The sequence below is a fragment of the Vibrio sp. S9_S30 genome (genome assembly GCF_014694455.1).
In the GTDB taxonomy this organism is placed as follows: Bacteria; Pseudomonadota; Gammaproteobacteria; order Enterobacterales; family Vibrionaceae; genus Vibrio.
The window spans coordinates 128,858-150,660 of sequence record NZ_JAAUWT010000015.1 but is presented as its reverse complement, the minus strand read 5'-3'; the positions used below and the strand labels follow the sequence as shown (position 1 = coordinate 150,660).

The window sequence follows — 21,803 nt, the reverse complement described above, 5'->3', positions numbered from 1 at the left end:
TTGATCTAGCCCATACGGTATTTACAATCTGTTAGGTTTATAAAAACAAACCGAGTACTACAAACCAGAAACAAAAAATTTAAGTCATCTCGTGTTGACCGACATGATGATAGGTGACTGGGGATATGAGGTTTAGAATGAGAAAGGCGAACCATCCGGTTCGCCTTTAAAGTTCTTACTGAATCCTAAAAATTAATCTTCGTAACTCTCAATACTTGGGCAAGAGCAAATTAGGTTACGGTCGCCGTAAACGTTGTCTACGCGGTTAACCGTTGGCCAGTATTTCGATGCTTTTGCTTGCGCAGATGGGAAGCACGCTAGCTCGCGAGAGTAAGGGCGGTTCCATTCTGCTTCAGACAGGTCTGCTTGAGTGTGAGGGGCATTAACCAATGGGTTGTTGTCCAGTGGCCATTCGCCGTCTTTCACTTTTGCCATTTCATCACGGATGGCGATCATTGCGTTACAGAAACGGTCTAGCTCAGCCAAGTCTTCAGATTCAGTTGGCTCAACCATAAGTGTACCCGCCACTGGGAACGACATGGTTGGCGCGTGGAAGCCGTAGTCCATCAAGCGTTTTGCGATGTCTTCTTCACTGATACCCGTTTCTTCTTTCAGCGGGCGAATATCAATAATACATTCGTGTGCTACGCGGCCGTTGGTGCCACGGTAAAGAACAGGGTAGTGAGAACGCAAGCGCTCCATGATGTAGTTTGCGTTTAGAATCGCCAGTTTCGTTGCTTCCGTTAGACCTTGTGTGCCCATCATCGCGATGTAAGCCCAAGAGATCGGAAGAATCGATGCGCTGCCTAAATCGGCTGCGGATACTGCGTAGTCTTCACCTTGTACACCATTTTCAATATGACCCGGTAAGAAAGGCGCTAGGTGCGATTTCACACCGATAGGCCCCATACCTGGGCCACCGCCGCCGTGCGGAATACAGAAGGTTTTGTGCAAGTTCAAGTGAGAAACATCGGAACCAATGAAGCCCGGAGAAGTAAGACCTACCTGCGCATTCATGTTCGCGCCGTCTAGATAAACTTGGCCGCCCGCTTCGTGAACCATTTCGCACACTTCTTTCACTTGCTCTTCGTATACGCCGTGCGTAGAAGGGTAGGTGATCATGATGCTTGAAAGGTTGTCTCTGTGCTTCTCGATCTTCGCGGCTAGGTCATCCATTGCGATGTTGCCATTGTCGTCACATTTTACGATCACGACTTTCATCGACATCATGGAAGCTGTAGCAGGGTTGGTGCCGTGTGCTGAACTTGGGATCAAGCAGACGTTACGGTGACTTTCGCCACGGCTAGCATGGTAGCGCTGAATCGCGATAAGACCGGCGTATTCGCCCGATGCACCCGAGTTCGGTTGCAAAGAAAACTCGTCGTAGCCAGTGATTTCGCACAGTTTCTTTTTAAGGTCTTGTGCAAGTGCTGCGTAACCAGCGGCTTGGTCTAGTGGAGCGAATGGGTGAATCGCACCGAATTCAGGCCAAGTGACAGGAATCATTTCTGCGGCGGCGTTCAGTTTCATTGTACAACTGCCCAGCGGGATCATGCCGTGAGTCAGTGAGAAGTCTTTGTTCTCTAGCTGCTTTAGGTAACGCATCATTTGCGTTTCGCTGTGGTGCGTATTGAACACTGGATGAGTTAGGTATTCAGATTCGCGACGACACACTTCAGGAATGGCCGCGAACTCGTTGCTTTCAATTTCAGCCGATAACGTTTCCACTTTCTCTTCAACACCGAAAACACCAAATAGTGTTTCTATGTCTTGAGTTGTGGTGGTCTCATCTAGGCTAATGCCGATTTGGCTATTAAGCTTACGCAGGTTGATGTCGGCTTGTTGTGCTTTTTCAAGCAATGCAGCCGTTTTGTCGCCTGTGTTTAGCGTGATGGTATCGAAGAAGCTGTTATGAGCAAGTTCGTATCCCGCTTTTGTTAGACCAGCGGCTAGGATGGCCGTCATGTGGTGGGTACGGCGAGCAATGGTACGTAAGCCTTCTGCACCGTGATATACAGCGAAGAAAGAAGCCATGTTCGCAAGTAGCGCCTGAGCGGTACAGATGTTCGATGTCGCTTTTTCGCGGCGGATATGCTGCTCGCGAGTTTGCATTGCCATACGCAGGGCTTGGTTGCCTTTTGAATCGATGGAAACACCGATAACACGGCCCGGCATGGTACGTTTGTGCTTGTCGCGAGTGGCCATGAATGCCGCGTGAGGACCACCGTATCCCATAGGAACACCGAAACGCTGTGCACTGCCGATAGCCACATCAGCGCCCATTTCTCCAGCCGGTTTTAACAGGGCACAAGCCAAGAGATCAGTTGCAACCGTAACAAGCGTTTTATTGGCTTGTGCTTTAGCGATGATATCGCTTAAGTCACATACTTCACCAGTTGTGCCCGGATATTGAATCAGAGCACCAAATACATCGTGCTCTGGCAGAGATTCGGCAGCGCCGGTAATCACGTCAAAACCAATAAACTCGGCACGAGTTTTCACTACCGCAAGCGTTTGAGGGTGCACGTCGTCAGCGACGAAGAACACGTTGCTTTTGCTTTTTCCTGCACGCTTACACAAGGTCATGGCTTCAGCGGCGGCGGTTGCTTCGTCCAGTAGGGAAGCGTTGGCAATTTCCATACCCGTCAGATCCATCACCATTTGCTGATAGTTCAACAATGCTTCAAGACGACCCTGAGAAATTTCAGGTTGGTAAGGGGTGTAAGCCGTGTACCAACCTGGGTTTTCCAGTACGTTACGTAAAATCACGTTTGGCGTGAAGGTATTGTAGTAACCTTGGCCAATGAAAGTACGCTTGATCTGGTTTTGGTTGGCAAATTGTTTCATCGCCAGAAGCATGTCTGCTTCGCTCATTGGAGCATCATCACCCATTGGTGACTCAAGGCGAATTTGTGCAGGTACGGTTTCTTTAATCAGGGCGTCCAAGCTAGATGCATTAACGACATCCAGCATGCGTTGTTGCTCTGATTTATTTGGGCCGTTGTGGCGCGCAATAAACTCGCTGTCCGTGCTTAGGTTGTGAAGTAACTCTGTCATAATCTCTATCTACCGCGACTCGTCGATTATTTATTCGTCTTCAAGACCGTTAAGGTACTCTTCCGAATCTTTCAGGTTGTCCAGTTCTGAAGCGTCTTCTAGCTTCACTTTTACGATCCAACCGCCTTCATACGGTTCTTCGTTAATCAGTTCTGGGCTGTCTTCTAGCTCTTCATTGATTTCAACAATTTCACCAGTAATAGGGGCGTAAATGTCTGATGCGGCCTTTACTGACTCGACTAATGAAAAGCTTTCGCCCGCTTCAATGCTGTCGCCTGCTTCTGGCAGGTCTACGAATACGACATCGCCAAGCATCTGCTGAGCGTGCTCTGAGATACCGATAGTAACAGTGCCGTCACCATTATCTTTCACCCACTCGTGGCTATCAGCAAACTTCAGTGTATTGTCCATTGATTTGTCTCCAAAAATTCCCAGGTTATGTATAGGGTCTGTTGACCTTTCGTGGTGATTCCCATCCCGAAAGATCCGTTGACCCTAGTTATTTTATAGATAAAGTGGGAAGCGACTGCAGAGGTCTTTCACTTGCTTTTTAACGCGTTGTTCAACGTCTGCGTTGCCTTCAGGGCTTTCTACTAAGCCATCCAGCACATCGCCAATCCACTCTCCGATCAGTTTAAATTCTTCATTTCCGAAACCGCGGCTTGTTCCGGCAGGCGTACCTAAGCGAATGCCTGATGTAATCATAGGCTTCTCTGAATCGAATGGTATGCCGTTTTTGTTGCATGTGATGCCTGCACGTTCCAACGCTTCTTCTGTTTGGTTTCCTTTCAACCCTTTAGGACGAAGGTCAACCAGCATTAGGTGCGTGTCGGTGCCATTGGTCACGATGTCACAGCCACGATTTTGCAATACTTCGGCTAAAACTTTTGCGTTACTTACCACAGTATCGATGTAAGTCTTGAATTCTGGACCTAATGCTTCGCCGAACGCGACCGCTTTGGCAGCGATCACATGCATTAAAGGGCCACCTTGCAATCCAGGAAATACTGCGGAGTTGATTTTTTTGATGATGTCTTCGTGATTGGTGAGAATCATGCCACCACGAGGTCCACGAAGTGTTTTGTGCGTCGTTGTTGTTACAACGTGAGCATGAGGTAATGGGCTCGGGTGAGCACCGGTTGCGATAAGGCCGGCGATGTGTGCCATATCCACCATCAGGATGGCGCCAACCTCGTCCGCAATGTCGCGGAATTTAGCGAAATCAATCACTCGTGGGATAGCACTGCCGCCCGCAATGATCATTTTGGGTCGGTGTTCTTTTGCCAGCGCAAGAACATCATCGTAATTGATTTCTAATGTTTCTTTGTCTACGCCATATTGAACGGCGTTAAACCATTTACCTGAAAGGGCAGGGCGTGCACCGTGTGTTAGGTGTCCCCCCGCATCAAGAGACATACCTAAAATGGTGTCTCCTGGTTGAAGCAATGCCAACTTCACTGCACCATTTGCTTGAGCACCAGAGTGCGGCTGAACGTTGGCGTATTCGCAGTTGAACAATTTCTTTGCACGTTCAATAGCAATGGTTTCTACGGTGTCTACGTGTTCACAACCACCGTAGTAACGACGACCTGGATACCCTTCTGCGTACTTATTTGTTAAGCATGTGCCTTGGGCTTGCATCACCGCTTTGGATACGATGTTTTCGGATGCGATAAGCTCTATTTGGTCATTCTGACGTGCGTTTTCCGCTTGGATTCCAGCAAAAACGGCATCGTCTGTGGCAGAGAGGTTAGTAGAGAAGAAGTTCTCAAGGCGGTGATTTTGGTAAGATTTGTTGTTCATGGCAGATAACCTTCCATTTGTCTGGCTACTACGGCTCTAAATTGACCGTGTTCTTTCATTAAAGCCAGGCTTCCTTTGTTTCTCTGAAATGGCTTGCTTTATGAAGCCAAAACAGTGCGAGTCTGTGAACTTCTCATTTCCGCCGCTTACTACGTAACAGGATTGGTTGATTCAATCTCATAGGATGCCTCAGCCAAACGTTTGCTTTTTCGGTGCGGATTGTAGGGTAAGTTGCACTCGAATGGCAGTGTTTTTTGTATGTAAATGGTCTATTACATAATGCGTTAGAAATGTGCGAGAAAGTTTCCCATCTAACAAGGCTGTAACATAACGTTAGTTGAGATGACAATCAATCAAAAATTTCCTATTGGAAATATGTTTTCCTGTTTTGATACATAGCGCACTGATTAATTTCATTTGACTACTTTCATGTTCACGTGTCTGTGTGCACAATAAAAGAACAACACTAGGAAGTATGGAAATAAGAGGGATGCATGCCTGAAGACATCTATGATGAGTACCCATCTGTAACGCTTGCAAAGGAACCCCAAGACGAGAATATTGAACCGTTGAAACTGGGAAAGCGCTTAAAAGAAATTCGGATGAAGCTTGGTCTTACTTTGGAAGATGCCAGTAAGCGCACTGGGCTTGCTCGATCAACGCTTTCTAAAATAGAAAATGAACAAATTTCTCCTACGTTCCAAGCCATGCAAAAATTGACCAATGGTTTGCGCATAGATATGCCTCAACTGTTTGAACCACCAAGAAAAAAAGTGGCAACAGGTAGGCGAGACATGACACGATCTGGAGAGGGAAAACCGCATCCAACGCCAACTTACGAACATGAGCTACTGGCAACTCAACTTTCTAATAAAAAAATGATGCCTTTCAAAAGCCGCATACGTGCGAGGAGTTTTGAAGACTACAAAGATTGGATTCGCCATGATGGAGAAGAATTTTTATTGATTTTGGAAGGCGATGTTTTGTTCTATTCTGAGTTCTACGAACCCGTTTCGATGACAGTCGGTGATAGCGTTTACTATGACGCAAATATGGGACATATGTTAGTCTCAACCAGCGATGAAGACGCCCAAATTTTATGGGTAACGGCAAAATAACGCTCATTTGACTAAGTTTCTTATAGTGAAGGCAAACGTTTGCTTTGCGTTCATAACTGCCTAATTTAATACGATATTTCACAGTAAATGCCCAAAAAACAAACCAACGTATGATGTAACAAAGTTGTGAAATATCACAAATTTACGGATCTTATGTGCCTGAACGGTTTAAAACCAAGTCAACTTTATCTACTATTGGAAACAAATCTTAACTTTGTAGAAACATCTTTGTGTCTTTGCAAAGGGAAAAGACAGTATTTGATGGTAAAGCGCCATCGGCTGTCTTTGTTTTTTATAAATAGGGAAACGAACCGTTGCCCTTTAGGCCAGTTTTAAACGTCGACGAAGTCAGCCAGGACTTGGCGATATGGAGAATACGATGACTGAATTACTGAAAACCCCACTGCACGCACTTCATGTTGAAGTCGGCGCGAAAATGGTGCCGTTCGCCGGATACGATATGCCTGTTCAGTACCCACTGGGTGTGAAGAAAGAGCATTTGCATACACGTGATGCGGCTGGCTTGTTCGATGTATCACACATGGGGCAACTGAAGCTTCACGGTGCCGATGCCGCAAAGGCATTAGAAGCGCTGGTTCCGGTTGATATTATTGACCTTCCAGTAGGTAACCAGCGCTACGCATTCTTCACTAATGAGGATGGCGGCATTATGGATGACCTAATGGTGGCAAATTTCGGTGATCATCTATTTGTGGTCGTTAATGCGGCGTGTAAAGAGCAGGACATTGCCCATCTGCGTGCAAACTTGCCGGGATCGGTTGAATTAGAAGTCATTGAAGATCGTGCTTTGCTTGCGCTACAAGGTCCTAAGGCTGCCGCAGTACTTGCGCGCATCGCACCAGATGTGTCTGACATGGTGTTTATGGATGCCCGAGAAATTGAAATTTTGGGTGAAAAATGCTTGGTAAGCCGTTCTGGCTACACGGGCGAAGATGGTTACGAAATCTCTGTATCAGCAGATAAAGCGGAAGAATTAGCCCGCGCTCTAACTGAATTCTCTGAAGTGGAGTGGATTGGTCTTGGTGCACGTGATTCATTGCGTTTGGAGTGTGGTCTGTGTCTGTACGGTCACGATCTAGACACAACGACGACACCTGTTGAGGCAAGCTTACTATGGGGTATTCAAAAAGTTCGCCGTGCAGAGGGTGAGCGCGCTGGCGGTTTCCCAGGCGCAGAGATTATCCTTGATCAAATCGCGACGAAAGAGGTGTCTCGTAAACGCATTGGTTTAATTGGTCAAACCAAAGCCCCTGTGCGTGAAGGCGCAAAACTTTTTGATGCTGACGACAATGAAATTGGTATCGTAACCAGTGGTACAGCAGGCCCTACAGCGGGTAAGCCAGTCTCTATGGGGTATGTAAAGGCAGAGTTTGCCGCGATTGGTACTGAAGTATTTGCTGAAGTACGAGGCAAAAAACTGGCAATGACTGTCGAGAAAATGCCGTTTGTACCGCAGCGCTATTATCGCGGCTAACGCATCTTAAACCAGAATTTGAGCAGCTATTCTTTACGGAGTGGCTGTTTTTTTATATCCATACTTACAACTAATTACATTTGAGGTATCAAGTATATTGATCTGATGAATAGAATTGATGTCCATTATTCGATAGAGTGATGCTCAAAAGGACATTTGAGAAATATCGAACGAGAGAAACAATATGACTAGGTCTGTGATTACATTACTTGCGATTCTGCCATTTGCCAGTGTAGCGTCGATTACTGTTAGTCCATTTATAATTAACGGAACATATGCCTCGACTCAGGACTTCCCCTCAATTGTTAACTTGTACCTTGATGCGTTTGAGTATAACCAACAGTATGGAAGCTTGTATTGTGGTGGAACAACACTGAATGCGAACTATGTATTAACGGCAGCACACTGTGTTGGTGATCGGGCAGATGTTCAGCTGTTCACTAAAGTTGTTCCCCAACTTCAATACAAAACAGATTATCCCTCTAATGTATCCCGGTATCAGGTGAGTGAAATTTATATTCATCCAAATTGGGATAGCCCGACTTTGAAGCACGATATCGCGATTTTAAAGCTTGAGTCACCTCGGAATATTGATGTAAATAATGTAGCCATCAAGCGTCCATCTAATAAAAACTACGCGGTAACATCGTCCAATTTATTTGTAACGGTTGGTCACGGTATAACAGATAGCTCGAGCGAAACAGAGAGCAACATGCTTCAGAAAACAGACCTAAGTTTTGTCGATACGGCTACCTGTAGCTTGGCTCACAGTAACGTTGATAGTTCTTACCTTTGTATGACTGGCGCACGTAATCCCAATACAGGGCTGCATAATGGTGCTTGTCGTGGGGACTCGGGTGGTCCTGTGTACATTAAAGACGGCAACAACAATATTCAGGTTGGGGTAACAAGTTTCGGAAATACAATATGTGGTGTTCATTCACAAGTTACAACTGTATATACCGATTTGTACGAGCATGCGAGCTGGATAGACAAAGTGTTGTCGGGTTCAGTAAACCCTACATATACGTCAACTCATGCCAAAAGGCTTGCTTATTTTGACGAAACGACTGGCAGCTCAGGATCGTCGTTTGGTTTATATTCGTTGGCTGCGATTTGTTTTATGGGTTATTTGCGTAGAAGAAGAGTGAGCATCAGATAATACAGTTTGGGCATAGAGACTGGTAAAAGTGATGGTTCGACGATTGGCTTTTAATAGTGCTATTGATTCTGGCGGGAGTGACTCGCAAACGTGAGTAATGCATTAGAAAAACGTTAACTACTGAAAGTGTGGCTTTCATAATGGGCTCTTTTTGAGTGTTGAGGTGAATGAATAACTTGTCGAAAATGGAAAAGTAAGCAATGAATTATTGGTGTGTGATCGATAGGTTAACTCATTGGTGATGGGTAATACTCATTTAAATTAAGCCAATTAACTTAAATCTCTCCTACTATTTCTATAGAACTTAAATATCTTTGGATGTTTGATGGGGAGAGTTCGATGCGCAATGTATTGTTTTTCATATTTATTTTTTCAGCTCAATACGCAGTAAGTGCACAGCACATTTCACCAACGATTGTTAACGGAAACAACGCTTACATTTCCTCTTATCCGTATATGGCAAGCCTTTACTACGACAGACGTGAAGATTACGGTTACTACGGTAACTACTGTGGGGCAACCATTCTAGACGCGCAACACGTAATGACAGCAGCGCATTGCGTCCAAGATAATTATTACAACAAATACACAACTGTCGTATTGCAGTTAGAGCGCGAGGGCGATTTTAGTAGTGCTCAGAAAATACCAGCGAAATCTTTTTACTATCGAGACGATTACCAAGATAGCTCAAACTATCTATGGCGGAACGACATCGCCATCATCGAACTGGAGTATGCGATCCAAGGCGTTTCCTCTTCTCAATTTGTTCCATTGCCTGTTAGTGATGATGTTGCAAATTACCGAATCAACGGGGCAACGTTCCAAGCGGTTGGGCATGGGAATACCCAATCCAGCTACGACAGTTCCGATCACCTACTTCAGGTGACGTTGAATTACGTTGACCAAGTGACCTGTACCTCATTTGCTTCCGTGCAAGAAGGGCACCTCTGTACTCAAGGCAACTACAATGCCACAACGGGGTTGTATGGGGCTATCTGTCAGGGGGACTCCGGCGGGCCACTATTATGGTTTGATGGTGGCAAGTACATTCAAATCGGTATCGCAAGTTTTGGTCCTAGCGTATGCGGCAACCCATCAGTCTCGGTACATGGGGTGTTTACTGAGGTGCTAGATTATGTTCCATGGATAAACAGCGTACTAGCTGGGAACGAAACGCCCAAATACTCGGTCAATGGATCGACTTCGGAAGTGCTCGTGCCCAAATCCGAGCCAGAAACGGAAGAAACAAGCAACCCGACTTCAAAAGCAGGCAGCGTAGGCCTGTTAGTTATGATGTTGTTACTGATGGCTGCCTTTGGGAGGCAGCAAGTGAGATCCCAAACCGAGTCATTTTAAGTAAGTGCTTTGTCATTAAAGGACAAAGATCGCTTCAAAAGGTCTTGGAGATTTCCCTTATCTGTATGCGGTGTTGCAGTGCCGATACTTTGTTGAGAGCGAAACCCCCAACACCGACTTGTGAAACCGCTAGCGCGGATAAAGCTGTCGCGAATGATAGGGTCTGTTCATCGCCCCAGTGATTTAGGTGACCCCAACACATTCCAGCTACCAGTGTGTCTCCGGCACCAACGGTACTCACAATGTCTACTTTGGGTGGTTTGGCGTGCAGCCAGTGATCGTCTCTTCGCCAAAGAACCCCTTTGTTACCCATAGAAATAACCATATTTTCAATAGGTTGTGAATTTTTAAAACGCACATCAAGAGTGGTAGAGGCTTCTATGCACGCCTCAATACTTGAAAGGCGCTGGTTAACCAAGTACCCCAATTCTTCTTCATTAGGTTTGATGAGCCAAGGGGTGGACTGAATACCATGAAATAATGCTTCACGGCTGCTATCGAACACGACTTTCTTACCAAGCTTGGTGAGCACTTTTATCCAGTTTGCGCACTCAAGCGGAGTGATACCACGTGGCAAACTGCCCGCGAGAACAAATAAGTCGTGGTTTTTCGCGAGTTCTAACATCTTGTTTTCAAAACGACGTTTATCTTCTTTTGTAACAGTGACACCCGGGAAGTTGATGTCGCTGATGGACTTATTGCGCTCTACGAGCTTTACATTGATGCGGGTTGCGCCCTTTACTCGGATGAATTGGTCATTCACATTCATGTGATCGAAAAGCCGACAAAACATTTCTTGGTTCTCTTTGCCCAAGAAGCCTGTCACGGTTACCTTTGCGCCAAGTTCTTTGAGCACACGCGCGACATTGACACCTTTGCCAGCGGCGTGAAACGCACTTTCATTGACCAAGCTGACACTGCCCTGATTGAGTGTATCCAGCGTTCCAGTTAAATCGAGCGCTGGATTTAGGGTAACGGTGACTATATTTTTCATCCAATTATCCTTGACCTAAGCTTGATTCAATCACGACACCAATGGCATCTAGTGATTGCTGGGCTTCGGATCCCAAATCGGTGAATGCCAATTCATTGCCACGTGTTACGCCCAAGGTAATCACTTCTATTCGGCTTTTGGCGTGAGCGGGGTTTTCGTTACCATTAAGGTTTTCAACTTTTATCATCGATTCAAACTTCTTAGCTTCTGTGATCAACATGGCATCTTATCGAGCGTGCAACCCATACATATTCCTTACCGAGAAAGGTACAGGCATCCTTCACCGTTACCAATGAGAGCGCAGTATTTAGCACACTTTTGCGAGAACTCGCTATTCGCACACCTTGTCCGTACTCCACCTCTTTTTGTGGCGAATCTGTTCTTTTTCATAAAATAGAGCGCAAAAGCGAGAATGATTTCCCTATAAGGTGATCTGGTTCTCACTTATGAGCTGTTTATAAAATAAAAATTTTGTCTCGTATTTCATCTCAAATCCGCGGTATTTTAGCGGTGTGATTACCCATGTCATATTTTTTTTCTTCATATTCAGCAAGTTCCACTTTAATTCTTCCCAAATCATATTAAGACAAAGTGTGATTCTTGCCGAACGTTGAGTTCTATACTTTTTTCCTATCGCAAGGTTTCTTATCCCCAAAACCAACTAGGGAAGAATAATAATGGAAAACGCAACGAGATCTTTGCAGTTGTTGAAGACGCTCAAAGCCAAGCTGATTGCGGCATTTGCCGTTGTTTTGCTGACTTTGGCTATCATTGGGCTTACTTCGTACTTGGCTTTAACAACAGCGTCAGATGGCTTTAAGAATTATCGTGAGTTGGCAAGAGACAGCAACCTTGCCGGCATTCTCCAATCGAACATGTTGATGGTAAGAATGAACTTAAAGGACTTCTTACTTACCGGAAGTCAAAAGGATATAGAAGAGTACAACGATTACCTTAAAGAGGTTGAAAGACTCTTAGAAGTCGCTGATAAAGATATCGATAAGCCTGAAAGGGCTGCAATGGTTAAAGAGCTTCATAAAGAGATTCACATTTACAGTGAAACGTTCGATGTGATCAAGCGCTATCGAGCCGAACGTGATGAGCTGGTGAACGATGTACTGAATGTTCACGGACACAAAATGGAGAAAAACCTGACCGATTTGATGCTAAGTGCATCTGAGAATGCCAACACGGCACTTGCGTATCGCACTGGCTTAGCGATGCGTAACTTATTGCTTGGGCGTTTGTATGTCATTAAATATCTAGAAAACAATGAGTTGGCTTCCTCGGAAAGAGTGCGCTTGGAATTCAAAAACTTTGATAAAGAAATCCAACAGGTGCGCGAGTTGATCGATTCATCTTCTGATCTTGCGTTGGTTTCAGAAACGTCATCGTTGGAGAAAGAATACATGACGGCTTTTGAAAGTGTCGTCAGTATCATTGTTGATCGAAATGACAAAGTGAGAAATACGCTTGATGTTATTGGTCCGAAGTTTGCCAAATTGGTTGAAGATTTGAAACTGTCGATTAAGACCGATCAGGATAGACTCGGACCAGTAGTTAAAGCGAAAAATGATAACGCGGTGGCAACGATTGTCATTGTGTTTATTGCTGCGCTATTGATAAGTATTGGGATTGTCTTCGTGCTAACCAAAGTCGTTACACGTCAATTGGGTAAAGACCCGAATGAATTGGCACAAATTGCGAACGCGATTTCTCGCGGTGAACTCGACGAGAAATACAGCGATCGTAAACCCGAAGGTGTGTTTTTATCCATGCTGAAAATGCGTGATAGCTTGCGCATTGGTCGAGAAAAAGAGAAAGAAGAACGCAGAATAGCCAGCACAAATGCACGGATTAAAAACGCACTGGATAATGCCAGTTCTAACGTGATGATTGTTGATCGCAACTATAACGTTATCTATATGAATGATTCTATCTTGAGTATGCTGAAAGAAGCCGAGTCGGATATTCAAAAAGACGTTTCGGGATTTGATCATCAATCTTTGATGGGCGATCCCATCGATAACCATCTCAGGTACTTTAGTGAGAAAAAAACAACCTTCGATCACTTAACGCAAACCTGTAAGGATGAACTGGAAATTGGAGGGCGAACCTTCTCCTTAGTCGCAAGCCCCGTTATTGTTGATAATCAAAGAGTCGGAACGGTTATCGAGTGGGACGATCGTACAGATTATCTTGCGCAGGAACATGAAAAAGCGCGTGTGGCTTCTGAAAATGCTCGTGTGAAGTACGCTCTAGACGGCTCTTCAGGCAAAGTGATGATCGTAGATACCAAGTATGACGTCATCTATATGAATAATGCCGTTAGGTTGATGATGGAAGAGGCGGCTAGGGATATACGCAGTGAAGTAAGAGATTTTGATGTTAAAAATATTAACGGTCAAAAAATAGACAAGTACTTCCACGCCTTTACCCAGTATTTGCCTCGCTTAGACACGTTAACCAATGCGTTGGAGCAAGAAATTGTAGTGGGTGGGCATACCTTTGCAATCGTGGCTAGCCCCGTATCGGTCAACGGAACACGTGTTGGTACTGTGGTTGAGTGGGATGATCGTACTGATTGGCTCGCGGAAGAACGTGAAAAAGCACGCGTGGCTTCAGAAAATGCACGAGTGAAATACGCTCTCGATAGTGTGTCTGGCAACGTAATGATTGCGGACCCTGAACTCAAAGTTATCTATGCCAACAAAGCGCTTGAAGACATGATGCAAGTGGCAGAGTCAGACATAAGACAGCAGATACCAGAATTTAAGTTGGGCAGTTTGCATGGTATTGATATCGCGAAATTCTACAAAAACCCAATCCAGCAGCGAGACATATTAAGTCAGCTGACAAGCACCAATCGTACCGTGGAAGACATTGGTAACCGCATCTTTGCTCTGACCTCAAATCCTATTGAGGTGGACGGTAAACGAATTGGCACGGTAGTGGAGTGGGTCGATAGGACTGCGGAAGTCAACATTGAAAAAGAAATCGATGAAATTGTCATGGCAGCGTCCAATGGCGACTTAAGTAAGAAAATCAATACAGAGGGCAAAGAAGGGTTCTTCGGTAATTTGAGCTCGGGGCTAAATGACTTAGTCAGCACCGTTGAAGTGGCGATGAACGATGTAATGAATACCTTAGGCGCCATGGCGAAAGGGGACTTAACGTCACGTATTACCAACGACTATCAGGGAATTTTTGGCAAACTTAAAGAGGACACCAATGTCACCGCTGAAAAACTGACTGAGGTGATCAGCAGCATTAGGACGTCCGCAAATTTGATATCTCAAGGAGCGAATGAAATTGCACAAGGCAATACCGACTTAAGCCAGCGAACGGAAGCACAAGCCTCTAATCTGGAAGAAACCTCAGCCAGTATGGAGCAAATGACGGGCACAGTGAAACAAAGCTCGAAGCGTGCTGAAAATGCCAATGAGCTGTCGAAAGAAGCCGAGTTGCAAGCCGAAAAAGGCGGTAAGGTTGTTGACCAAGCAGTATCGGCAATGAAAGAAATCAACAGTTCCAGCAAAGAGATTTCTGAAATCATTGGGGTTATCGATGAAATCGCTTTCCAAACTAACCTTTTAGCCTTGAATGCTGCGGTGGAAGCGGCAAGGGCAGGAGAGCAAGGACGAGGCTTCGCTGTGGTTGCTGGTGAAGTTAGAAACCTAGCACAGCGCTCTTCGCAAGCAGCAAAAGAAATCAAGGAGCTGATACGTGATAGCCAAACCAAGGTGGAAGAGGGGACTGAGCTCGTGAATCAATCTGGTGAGACACTAAAAGAAATTGTGATTTCAGTTTCAAAAGTGAGTGCCATGATGCAAGAAATTACCGACTCCGCACGCGAACAAAGTGAAGGTATTGGGCAGGTTAATACAGCGATTGTTCAGATGGATCAGATGACTCAGCAAAATGCGGCACTGGTAGAAGAGGCATCCGCTGCCAGTGAATCGATGGCGGAACAAGCTAGGAATATGGAAAAAACAGTGGATTTCTTTAGGCTGAGTGGTGGTCAACACTCTCCATTAGCTCTAGGTAAGGGGAGTCAGGCGAAAATTCTGAAGCTTGGGTAACATTCTGAAGTTTGAGTAACATTCTGAAGTTTGGGTAATTTGAAACAAAAGCCCTTTTTCCGAACCAGATAAGATTTAAGCCTCCAACCCATGTTGGAGGTTTTTTTACTGACTTGAATTATCCGGCAAAACGCCAGAATCTTGCTCATTGAGATTACTTAAATATAAGCATAGATTGACTTAATAGCGTGTCATTAATAGTCAGTAATCTCAAGGTAGGACTCAATGCCAGAAAAAGGTTCGGAGCATATCGCGATCATAGGCGCAGGGGTGATTGGTCTTACATCCGCATATGAGCTGCTAAAACGAGGGTATAACGTAACGGTGTTGGAAAAGGAAAGCACCGTTGCTATCGGAACAAGCCATGCAAATGGTGCGCAATTAAGCTATACATTCGTGGATGCTATGGCATCTCTTAATTGGATTAAAACCATTCCTTCAGTGCTAGCAGGGCGGGATAGAGCAGTTAAATTCCAATGGCAGCCGTCCATTAAGTTCAACGTATGGGTTGCAAGATTTCTCTATCATGGCATGCCATTTAATGAAGAAAAGAACAGCGAAAACCTATTTCGTTTATCCTTGTATTCAAAAAAAGCCATGGATCGTATTCAAAATGAAACCGATGTGGTCTTTGACTTTAGACCTTGCGGAAAGCTCGTTGTGTATGAAAGCCGAACGGCATTAGATAGTGCTAAAAAAAATGTGAAAAGAAAGGCGGAGTGGGGGTATCAACAACACATTCTAAGCGCTGTGGAATGTGTGGATAAAGAGCCCGCTTTAAAGACCATTAGCGCGAGCTTAGCAGGGGGAATTTACTCCGATATGGATGACATCGGAGACGCAGAACGTTTCTGTCAGTCAATGCTTAAGCACCTCAACGAACAAGAAAGATTTGCGATTAAATTTAGCTGTGAAGTAACAGGATTGGACCTTGAACAGAACACCATCAAGGCGGTCAGCACGACTTTAGGTGCTATCAGTGTGGACAAAGTTGTGATGGCAGCCGGTCATGCATCCGATGCCCTGCTAATACCCTTGAATGTTTCGTTATCCATATACCCAGTAAAAGGCTACAGCTTGACGTTTCCCGCAGTGAACACTTCGCCAGAGGTCAGCATCACCGACATCAGCAATAAGTTTGTTATTGGCCGCATCGGCAATAAGGTGAGAGTCGCGGGGTTTGCTGATTTTGTTCGGAGCTCACCAAAAAATGCGTTCGACCGAGTCGATGAGCTTCTAAAGGTATGCAAAATGAGGTTTCCCGATGCCGCGGATTACGACACGGTACTAGAAAAATGGGAAGGAAGCCGACCATGCACCCCTTCTAGCATGCCCATCATAGATAGAGTGGGTGCAAGCAATTTGTTCGTGAACACTGGGCATGGAATGTATGGATGGACGCTTGCAGCGGGGTCTGCTCAACTTTTGGCGGATAAAATAGATGGGTGCAACATGCCGCAAGATATTGGTGGAATTTCCAAACAGGATCATCAATTAAGGGGTTAATGTTGAGAGCTTCAAACGCAAATGTCGGTTAGACACGTTAGTTTTCGGTAAATTGGGTACGTCTCGTTTCTCATGGATGAGGTGTCGAATAGCCAATATAGGGTGATGAAGCAACATTCTGGGACCAGAGTAACGCATGATGATCCTCATCTTTTCTTTGGGTTCAGGTTTGTAACAGTGGATTGGGCAGCGGTTACACGTTGGCTTGTTTTCACCATAAGGGCAACGATCCAGACGTGTTTCGGCGTAGTTTTCTAGCGATTGGCAATTTGAGCAGGGCTGGGAATGGTGCGCTTTGCAATGAATCCCAATCATCGCTGAGACTGTTTTGAACTCTGTGGTCAGTTTTCCGCGCAGAATGTTACTGTTCCCTTTCATCGTTTTTCTCACATAGGCTTCGACGCCTATAGAATATTCCATTCAAACGAAGACGCTTTTGATGTTCTTCAATTGTCTCAGTGATTATTGCGGGACCAGACGTTATACTCTGCCTGTTTTTAATTGGCAGGATGAAGAATGAGCAACGAACAAGAAGCAATAATGACTGATGAACACCTTCGCGAAGTTGTCGAAAATCAAATCGCTGACGGTGATCCTATCAAAGTGAAAGAGACCTTGATGCGCCTTATGATGACAGGAAGTTCGCGCGAAGACGCCATTGATATGATTGCGTGTGCGTTAATGTTAGAAGTGTTTGACGTAATGAAAAATGAAGAACCTTTTAATTTAAAAAGATACAAAGCACATTTAGATGAACTGCCACAAATGAGTTGGCTAGACGAAAACTAAAGACCATTTAAGTCTGTAAATCCGATTTAGTTCTGCAAATCCGATTTAGTTTTGCAAACCCGATACGCGTGACTAGTCTGGTGGCGCGTATTGAGCAATGTAGTGCTTGAGTGATTTTGTAGCACTTGTCGAGAATTGTGTGTCTAACACTTCTAACGCGATGACTCTGTCCACCCTGAAATTACGATACGCATTTCGCAACTCGCACCAAGCAATCAGTGTCCACACTTTCCCCCAAAATATTTGTCCTAGGGGCTGTATAAATCGCTCCGAAACATCACCGTTTTCTGCTTGATACTTCATCTTTACGATCCGTTGATTTTTGGTTGCATTACGTAACATTTGGCTTCGCGCTGCTGTTTCTGATTGAATATGGAAGTCAGGTACAATAAGGGGAAATTCTTCAACTTGACGCTTAAGGCTATCGGGAAGCACTGACATGATTTTTCTCGAAGCCGAGAAACTGGCATCAGCAAGTTCCTTATCGGACCATGCTCTTACCATTCTCATCCCAAGTTCAAGTGCCATCATTTCATGTTCACTAAACATAAGCGGTGGAAGGTGAGAGCCAGACTTAAGAAGATACCCAACTCCCGCCTCCCCCTCTATTGGGACACCAGACAAAATGAGTGATTGAATATCTCGATAGATGGTTCTTTCACTGACTTCCATTGTCTCAGCGAGATGCTTTGCTGTGACAGCGTAACGCTTTGAGCGTAGTAAAGTCAGTAGCCCAAACAGTCTTTCAGATTTACTCATGTGTCTATTGCATCCATACAGCTAGGGAAGTTACACAGCTTGGCTATATTGTACAGCCAGTATTTGACTTGATGATTTGATGCTGCATTTCTACAGAATCCATTTCGATCTTTGAAGCATAATCCTGTGTTTCAGGGGCTGACATAAATGCTTCTGATGCTGCTTTTGCATTATCCATACTTTTCCAATATACCGTGTCCGTCCATGTATTTCTTTGCGGATTGTAGCTCAATGAACGGTACAAAAAACCTTCTGAACGTTGTAAAAAGCCAGTCATTTGATCTGATGCAGCTAGCAGTTGTGATTCAGTCACGCCGTCTAGTACTTTGTAATTCACTGTTTCGAGAACTTGTTCCATGATTGTGTTCCTTGTTGTTGAGTTCAGAAACAGCTTAAGAAAGTAGAGTGACAGAATCTGTCAGCACAACAAAAAGAAAGTGAAATGTTGCAAATTTACCGTTAATTATATGTCAGAGTTGTGAAAATCAAATGTTCGAATAAGTTGTAATATTTAGCTAATTACTCTGGTTTTAATTGAGTTTGCCGATAAAAAATAAATTTTTAACTAAATTTAATAATACTTTGTTCTGTTATAAAATTTAGCTGTTGCTACAAAATATGACTCACCTTGTTGCATAAACTTAACATGTGTTTGAGAGTCTTTGTTCAATTTGGATTTTTTGTTGATGCCGAATCTGTTTGTCCAATCTATGGTTATTTTTCAACGCATTCTAGGTTTTGATGTGTTGAGCAGTTTGATCTTTCTAATAGATTTTTAAGGATAAAGAGATGAATCAATCGCACCAAATTAATGAGAAAAGGGGGCATTTCTCATTAAGCACTATCGCTGCTTCGTGTATGTTGGCATTAAGTGCATTTTCTGCCCAAGCGGTGGCTGCAACAGCAGTTGACCATGAAGCTTGTCGACCAGACGGACTTTACCAGACCCCTGGTGTAGCCGTTCCTTATTGTACTGTTTACGACCAAGAAGGTCGTGAAAAAATGGGAGCGGATCACCCAAGACGACTTATCGGATATTTCTCTAGCTGGCGTGGTGATGACGACCAACAAACACAGTACTTAGTTAAAGATATTCCATGGGATCAGTTGACTCATATTAACTATGCATTTGTAAGTATCGGATCTGACGGTAAGGCTAATATCGGTGATATTAACGATCCAAATAATGATGCCGTGGGTAAAACTTGGCCAGGTGTAGAAGTCGATCCTGCGCTAGGCTTTAAGGGACATTTCGGCGCGTTGGCGACCGCGAAGAAAAAACACGGGGTTAAAACGTTTATCTCCGTCGGTGGTTGGGCGGAGTCTGGCGGTCACTTCGGTGTCGATGGTGAGCGTGTAGCCGACGGTGGCTTCTACACCATGACGACTAATGCTGATGGTTCTATCAATCATGCTGGCATCGAAAAGTTTGCTACTTCTGCTGTTGAAATGATGCGTAAGTACAAATTTGATGGCTTAGATATTGATTACGAATACCCAACATCAATGTCTAGCGCAGGTAACCCATACGACAAAGAGTTTATGGAACCTCGTCGTAAGCACTTGTGGGCATCGTACCAAGAGCTGATGAAAGTACTTCGTCATAAAGTGGATGCGGCATCTGCGCAAGATAGTCACCACTACATGCTAACTATCGCTGCACCTGCATCAGGCTACTTACTACGTGGTATGGAAACATTCGACGTTACTAAATACCTAGACTATGTAAACATCATGTCTTATGACTTGCATGGTGCTTGGAACGAACATGTTGGTCATAACGCTGCACTTTACGACACAGGCAAAGATACAGAGCTTGCTATGTGGGATGTGTACACCACTCCTGAATTTGGTGGCATCGGTTCCCTCAATATAGACTGGGCATACCACTACTTCCGTGGCTCAATGCCAGCAGGTCGTATCAACATTGGACTCCCCTTCTACTCGCGTGGCTGGCAAAACGTAAAAGGTGGTGAAAACGGTCTTTGGGGGCGTGCACCGCTTCCTAACCAAGCTGAATGTCCTCTAGGTACAGGTATTGGTGAGAAGAACAACTGTGGCTACGGTGCAACGGGCATCGATAATATTTGGCACGACAAAAATGACAGAGGCGTTGAGGTCGGCGCAGGTTCTAACCCAATCTGGCACTTGAAAAACCTTGAGAACGGCATTTTAGGTTCATACGCTTCAGCTTACAAGTTGGATCAAACAAACCCTGAGCATAAGATAACAGGTAAGTATGTACGTCACTACGACAGCGTTGCTATTGCGCCTTGGCTTTGGAATGCTGAAAAGAAAGTATTCTTGTCTAGTGAAGACCAAGAATCTATTAGCGTGAAAGCGGATTATGTTATCGACAAAGAAATTGGCGGTATCATGTTCTGGGAACTGGCGGGTGACTATAACTGTTATGTACTGGATGCAAATGGCAACCGTACAACAGTTGATGCATCAGAACAGGCGTGTGCGACAGGTAATGGTGAATACCACATGGGTGACACCATGACGAAAACCATGTATGAAAAGCTGCAAGCTGCTACACCTTATGGCAACAAGATAGCGGTACTTCCAACGCCTGACGAGGCGGTAGATATTGCGGTATCTATTGGCAACTTTGCAGTGGGTGACGCTAACTACCCAATCTCACCGAACATCAAGTTTACTAACAATACAGGTATTGCATTGCCTGGGGGTACTGAGTTCCAGTTTGATATCCCAGTTTCAGCGCCAGACACCGCGAAAGATTTTAATGGGGGTGCTTTGAAAGTGATTGCCTCTGGTCACACCCGTGCTAACAACATTGGTGGTCTAGACGGACCAATGCATCGAATATCTATAACGACACCTACATGGAAATCATTGCCAGCTGGCGGTTCTTACGAGATGGAAATGGTTTACTATCTACCTATCTCTGGTCCTGCTAACTACTCTGTGAAAATTAACGGTAAGGATTATGCGTTTAAGTCTGAACATCCGAACCTACCTACTGGTAATCTAGCTGACGGCGGTGCTGATACCCCTAATGTTCCAGGTGAACCTAACGACGGTACTTGTGATACAACTGGCATCAACGTTTACCCTAATTGGCCTAGAAGTGACTGGGCAGGTAATCCAAACCACGCAAAAACTGGTGACAAGATAATTCACAACAACATAGTCTATAAAGCGAAGTGGCATACAGATGTGGTTCCAGGCAGTGACGATAGCTGGATTAAAGTGTGTACAGTAAAATAATTTGATACTGAACCACAATTATAAAAATGCGAGTGTTTTTACACTCGCATTTTTTTATAGACACTTATTGTAGAGGTTAAGATCAGCTTAAAGAAGTAAAGCGATAGAAACTGGCAGTGCAAAAAAAAAGCAAATGAAAATGAAATGTTGCAAGATTTCTGTGAGTTTCGTATCAAGTTTGTACAAGTCAAACTTTTGTTCTAATGGGAGTATTTAGGGTATTTGTCTGTATTAATGCCATATTTAAGAAGGAATATGGATTTTGATATAGATCAATCGTTATTTTTGATTATGCTAAAATGTAGTTTCAGCTAAAAAATACCATTCGCATTGTTGCATAAAATTAACATGTGTTTGCGAGTCATTGTTTAATTTATATCTTTTGTAGGTGCCGAATTCGTTTGTCCAATCTATGGTTATTTTTCAACGCATTCTAGGTTTTGATGTG

The 21,803-nt window shown here is 44.4% G+C and carries 16 protein-coding genes; 8 read left to right on the top strand and 8 right to left on the bottom strand.

The window, feature by feature from the left end; all coding sequences use genetic code 11:
* Positions 1-192: 192 nt before the first annotated feature.
* From gcvP to HC752_RS17790, 3 genes are all read right to left on the bottom strand, one after another.
* Complete coding sequence (gene gcvP / locus HC752_RS17800; RefSeq protein ID WP_190336518.1) at positions 193-3,057, bottom strand: aminomethyl-transferring glycine dehydrogenase; 2,865 nt, start codon at positions 3,055-3,057, stop codon at positions 193-195.
* Between the two features lie 30 nt (positions 3,058-3,087).
* Positions 3,088-3,468 (bottom strand): glycine cleavage system protein GcvH, encoded by a 381-nt coding sequence (gene gcvH, locus HC752_RS17795; RefSeq protein WP_190336517.1) that lies wholly within the window; start codon positions 3,466-3,468, stop codon positions 3,088-3,090.
* 93 nt (positions 3,469-3,561) lie between these two features.
* Positions 3,562-4,860: a serine hydroxymethyltransferase gene (locus HC752_RS17790; RefSeq protein WP_190336516.1), complete on the bottom strand. Its 1,299-nt coding sequence runs from the start codon at positions 4,858-4,860 to the stop codon at positions 3,562-3,564.
* 494 nt (positions 4,861-5,354) lie between these two features.
* Between HC752_RS17790 and HC752_RS17785 the strand changes: the two genes are divergently transcribed.
* The 4 genes from HC752_RS17785 (at position 5,355) to HC752_RS17770 (ending at position 9,991) form a co-directional block, all read left to right on the top strand.
* Positions 5,355-5,978: a helix-turn-helix domain-containing protein gene (locus HC752_RS17785; protein WP_190336515.1), complete on the top strand. Its 624-nt coding sequence runs from the start codon at positions 5,355-5,357 to the stop codon at positions 5,976-5,978.
* Between the two features lie 367 nt (positions 5,979-6,345).
* A complete protein-coding gene (gene gcvT / locus HC752_RS17780) occupies positions 6,346-7,473 on the top strand; it encodes a glycine cleavage system aminomethyltransferase GcvT (RefSeq protein ID WP_190336514.1) in 1,128 nt (375 codons plus the stop codon).
* 184 nt (positions 7,474-7,657) lie between these two features.
* On the top strand, positions 7,658-8,635 hold the full coding sequence (locus HC752_RS17775; RefSeq protein WP_190336513.1) for a S1 family peptidase: 978 nt from the start codon (positions 7,658-7,660) through the stop codon (positions 8,633-8,635).
* 339 nt (positions 8,636-8,974) lie between these two features.
* Complete coding sequence (locus HC752_RS17770; RefSeq protein WP_190336512.1) at positions 8,975-9,991, top strand: S1 family peptidase; 1,017 nt, start codon at positions 8,975-8,977, stop codon at positions 9,989-9,991.
* 34 nt (positions 9,992-10,025) lie between these two features.
* On the opposite strand, the gene pfkB is transcribed toward HC752_RS17770, so the two are convergent.
* Positions 10,026-10,985, bottom strand: coding sequence for a 1-phosphofructokinase (gene pfkB, locus HC752_RS17765; protein ID WP_190336511.1), 960 nt, complete (start codon positions 10,983-10,985; stop codon positions 10,026-10,028).
* A gap of 4 nt (positions 10,986-10,989) precedes the next feature.
* A complete protein-coding gene (locus tag HC752_RS17760) occupies positions 10,990-11,205 on the bottom strand; it encodes an HPr family phosphocarrier protein (RefSeq protein ID WP_190336510.1) in 216 nt (71 codons plus the stop codon).
* Positions 11,206-11,662: 457 nt separating this feature from the next.
* Here HC752_RS17760 and HC752_RS17755 point away from each other — a divergent pair, with 457 nt between their 5' ends.
* Complete coding sequence (locus HC752_RS17755) at positions 11,663-15,067, top strand: methyl-accepting chemotaxis protein (RefSeq protein WP_190336509.1); 3,405 nt, start codon at positions 11,663-11,665, stop codon at positions 15,065-15,067.
* Positions 15,068-15,292: 225 nt separating this feature from the next.
* Complete coding sequence (locus tag HC752_RS17750; RefSeq protein WP_190336508.1) at positions 15,293-16,573, top strand: FAD-dependent oxidoreductase; 1,281 nt, start codon at positions 15,293-15,295, stop codon at positions 16,571-16,573.
* Here the strand turns inward: HC752_RS17750 and HC752_RS17745 are convergent.
* Positions 16,562-16,993: a nitrous oxide-stimulated promoter family protein gene (locus tag HC752_RS17745; protein ID WP_446751448.1), complete on the bottom strand. Its 432-nt coding sequence runs from the start codon at positions 16,991-16,993 to the stop codon at positions 16,562-16,564. The genes HC752_RS17750 and HC752_RS17745 overlap by 12 nt on opposite strands.
* Before the next feature lie 96 nt (positions 16,994-17,089).
* On the opposite strand from HC752_RS17745, the gene HC752_RS17740 reads away from it, so the two are divergent.
* On the top strand, positions 17,090-17,362 hold the full coding sequence (locus HC752_RS17740; protein ID WP_190336507.1) for a hypothetical protein: 273 nt from the start codon (positions 17,090-17,092) through the stop codon (positions 17,360-17,362).
* A 72-nt stretch (positions 17,363-17,434) separates the two neighbouring features.
* Here the strand turns inward: HC752_RS17740 and HC752_RS17735 are convergent, their stop codons facing one another.
* Together HC752_RS17735 and HC752_RS17730 are read right to left on the bottom strand one after the other, a co-directional pair.
* A complete protein-coding gene (locus tag HC752_RS17735; RefSeq protein ID WP_190336506.1) occupies positions 17,435-18,121 on the bottom strand; it encodes a helix-turn-helix transcriptional regulator in 687 nt (228 codons plus the stop codon).
* Positions 18,122-18,164: 43 nt separating this feature from the next.
* Positions 18,165-18,479, bottom strand: a complete 315-nt coding sequence (locus HC752_RS17730) for a hypothetical protein (protein WP_190336505.1) — start codon at positions 18,477-18,479, stop codon at positions 18,165-18,167.
* 431 nt (positions 18,480-18,910) lie between these two features.
* On the opposite strand from HC752_RS17730, the gene HC752_RS17725 reads away from it, so the two are divergent.
* Positions 18,911-21,355 carry a chitinase C-terminal domain-containing protein gene (locus tag HC752_RS17725; protein ID WP_190336504.1) on the top strand — a complete coding sequence of 815 codons (2,445 nt, stop codon included), beginning with the start codon at positions 18,911-18,913 and terminating at the stop codon, positions 21,353-21,355.
* Positions 21,356-21,803 lie beyond the last annotated feature (448 nt).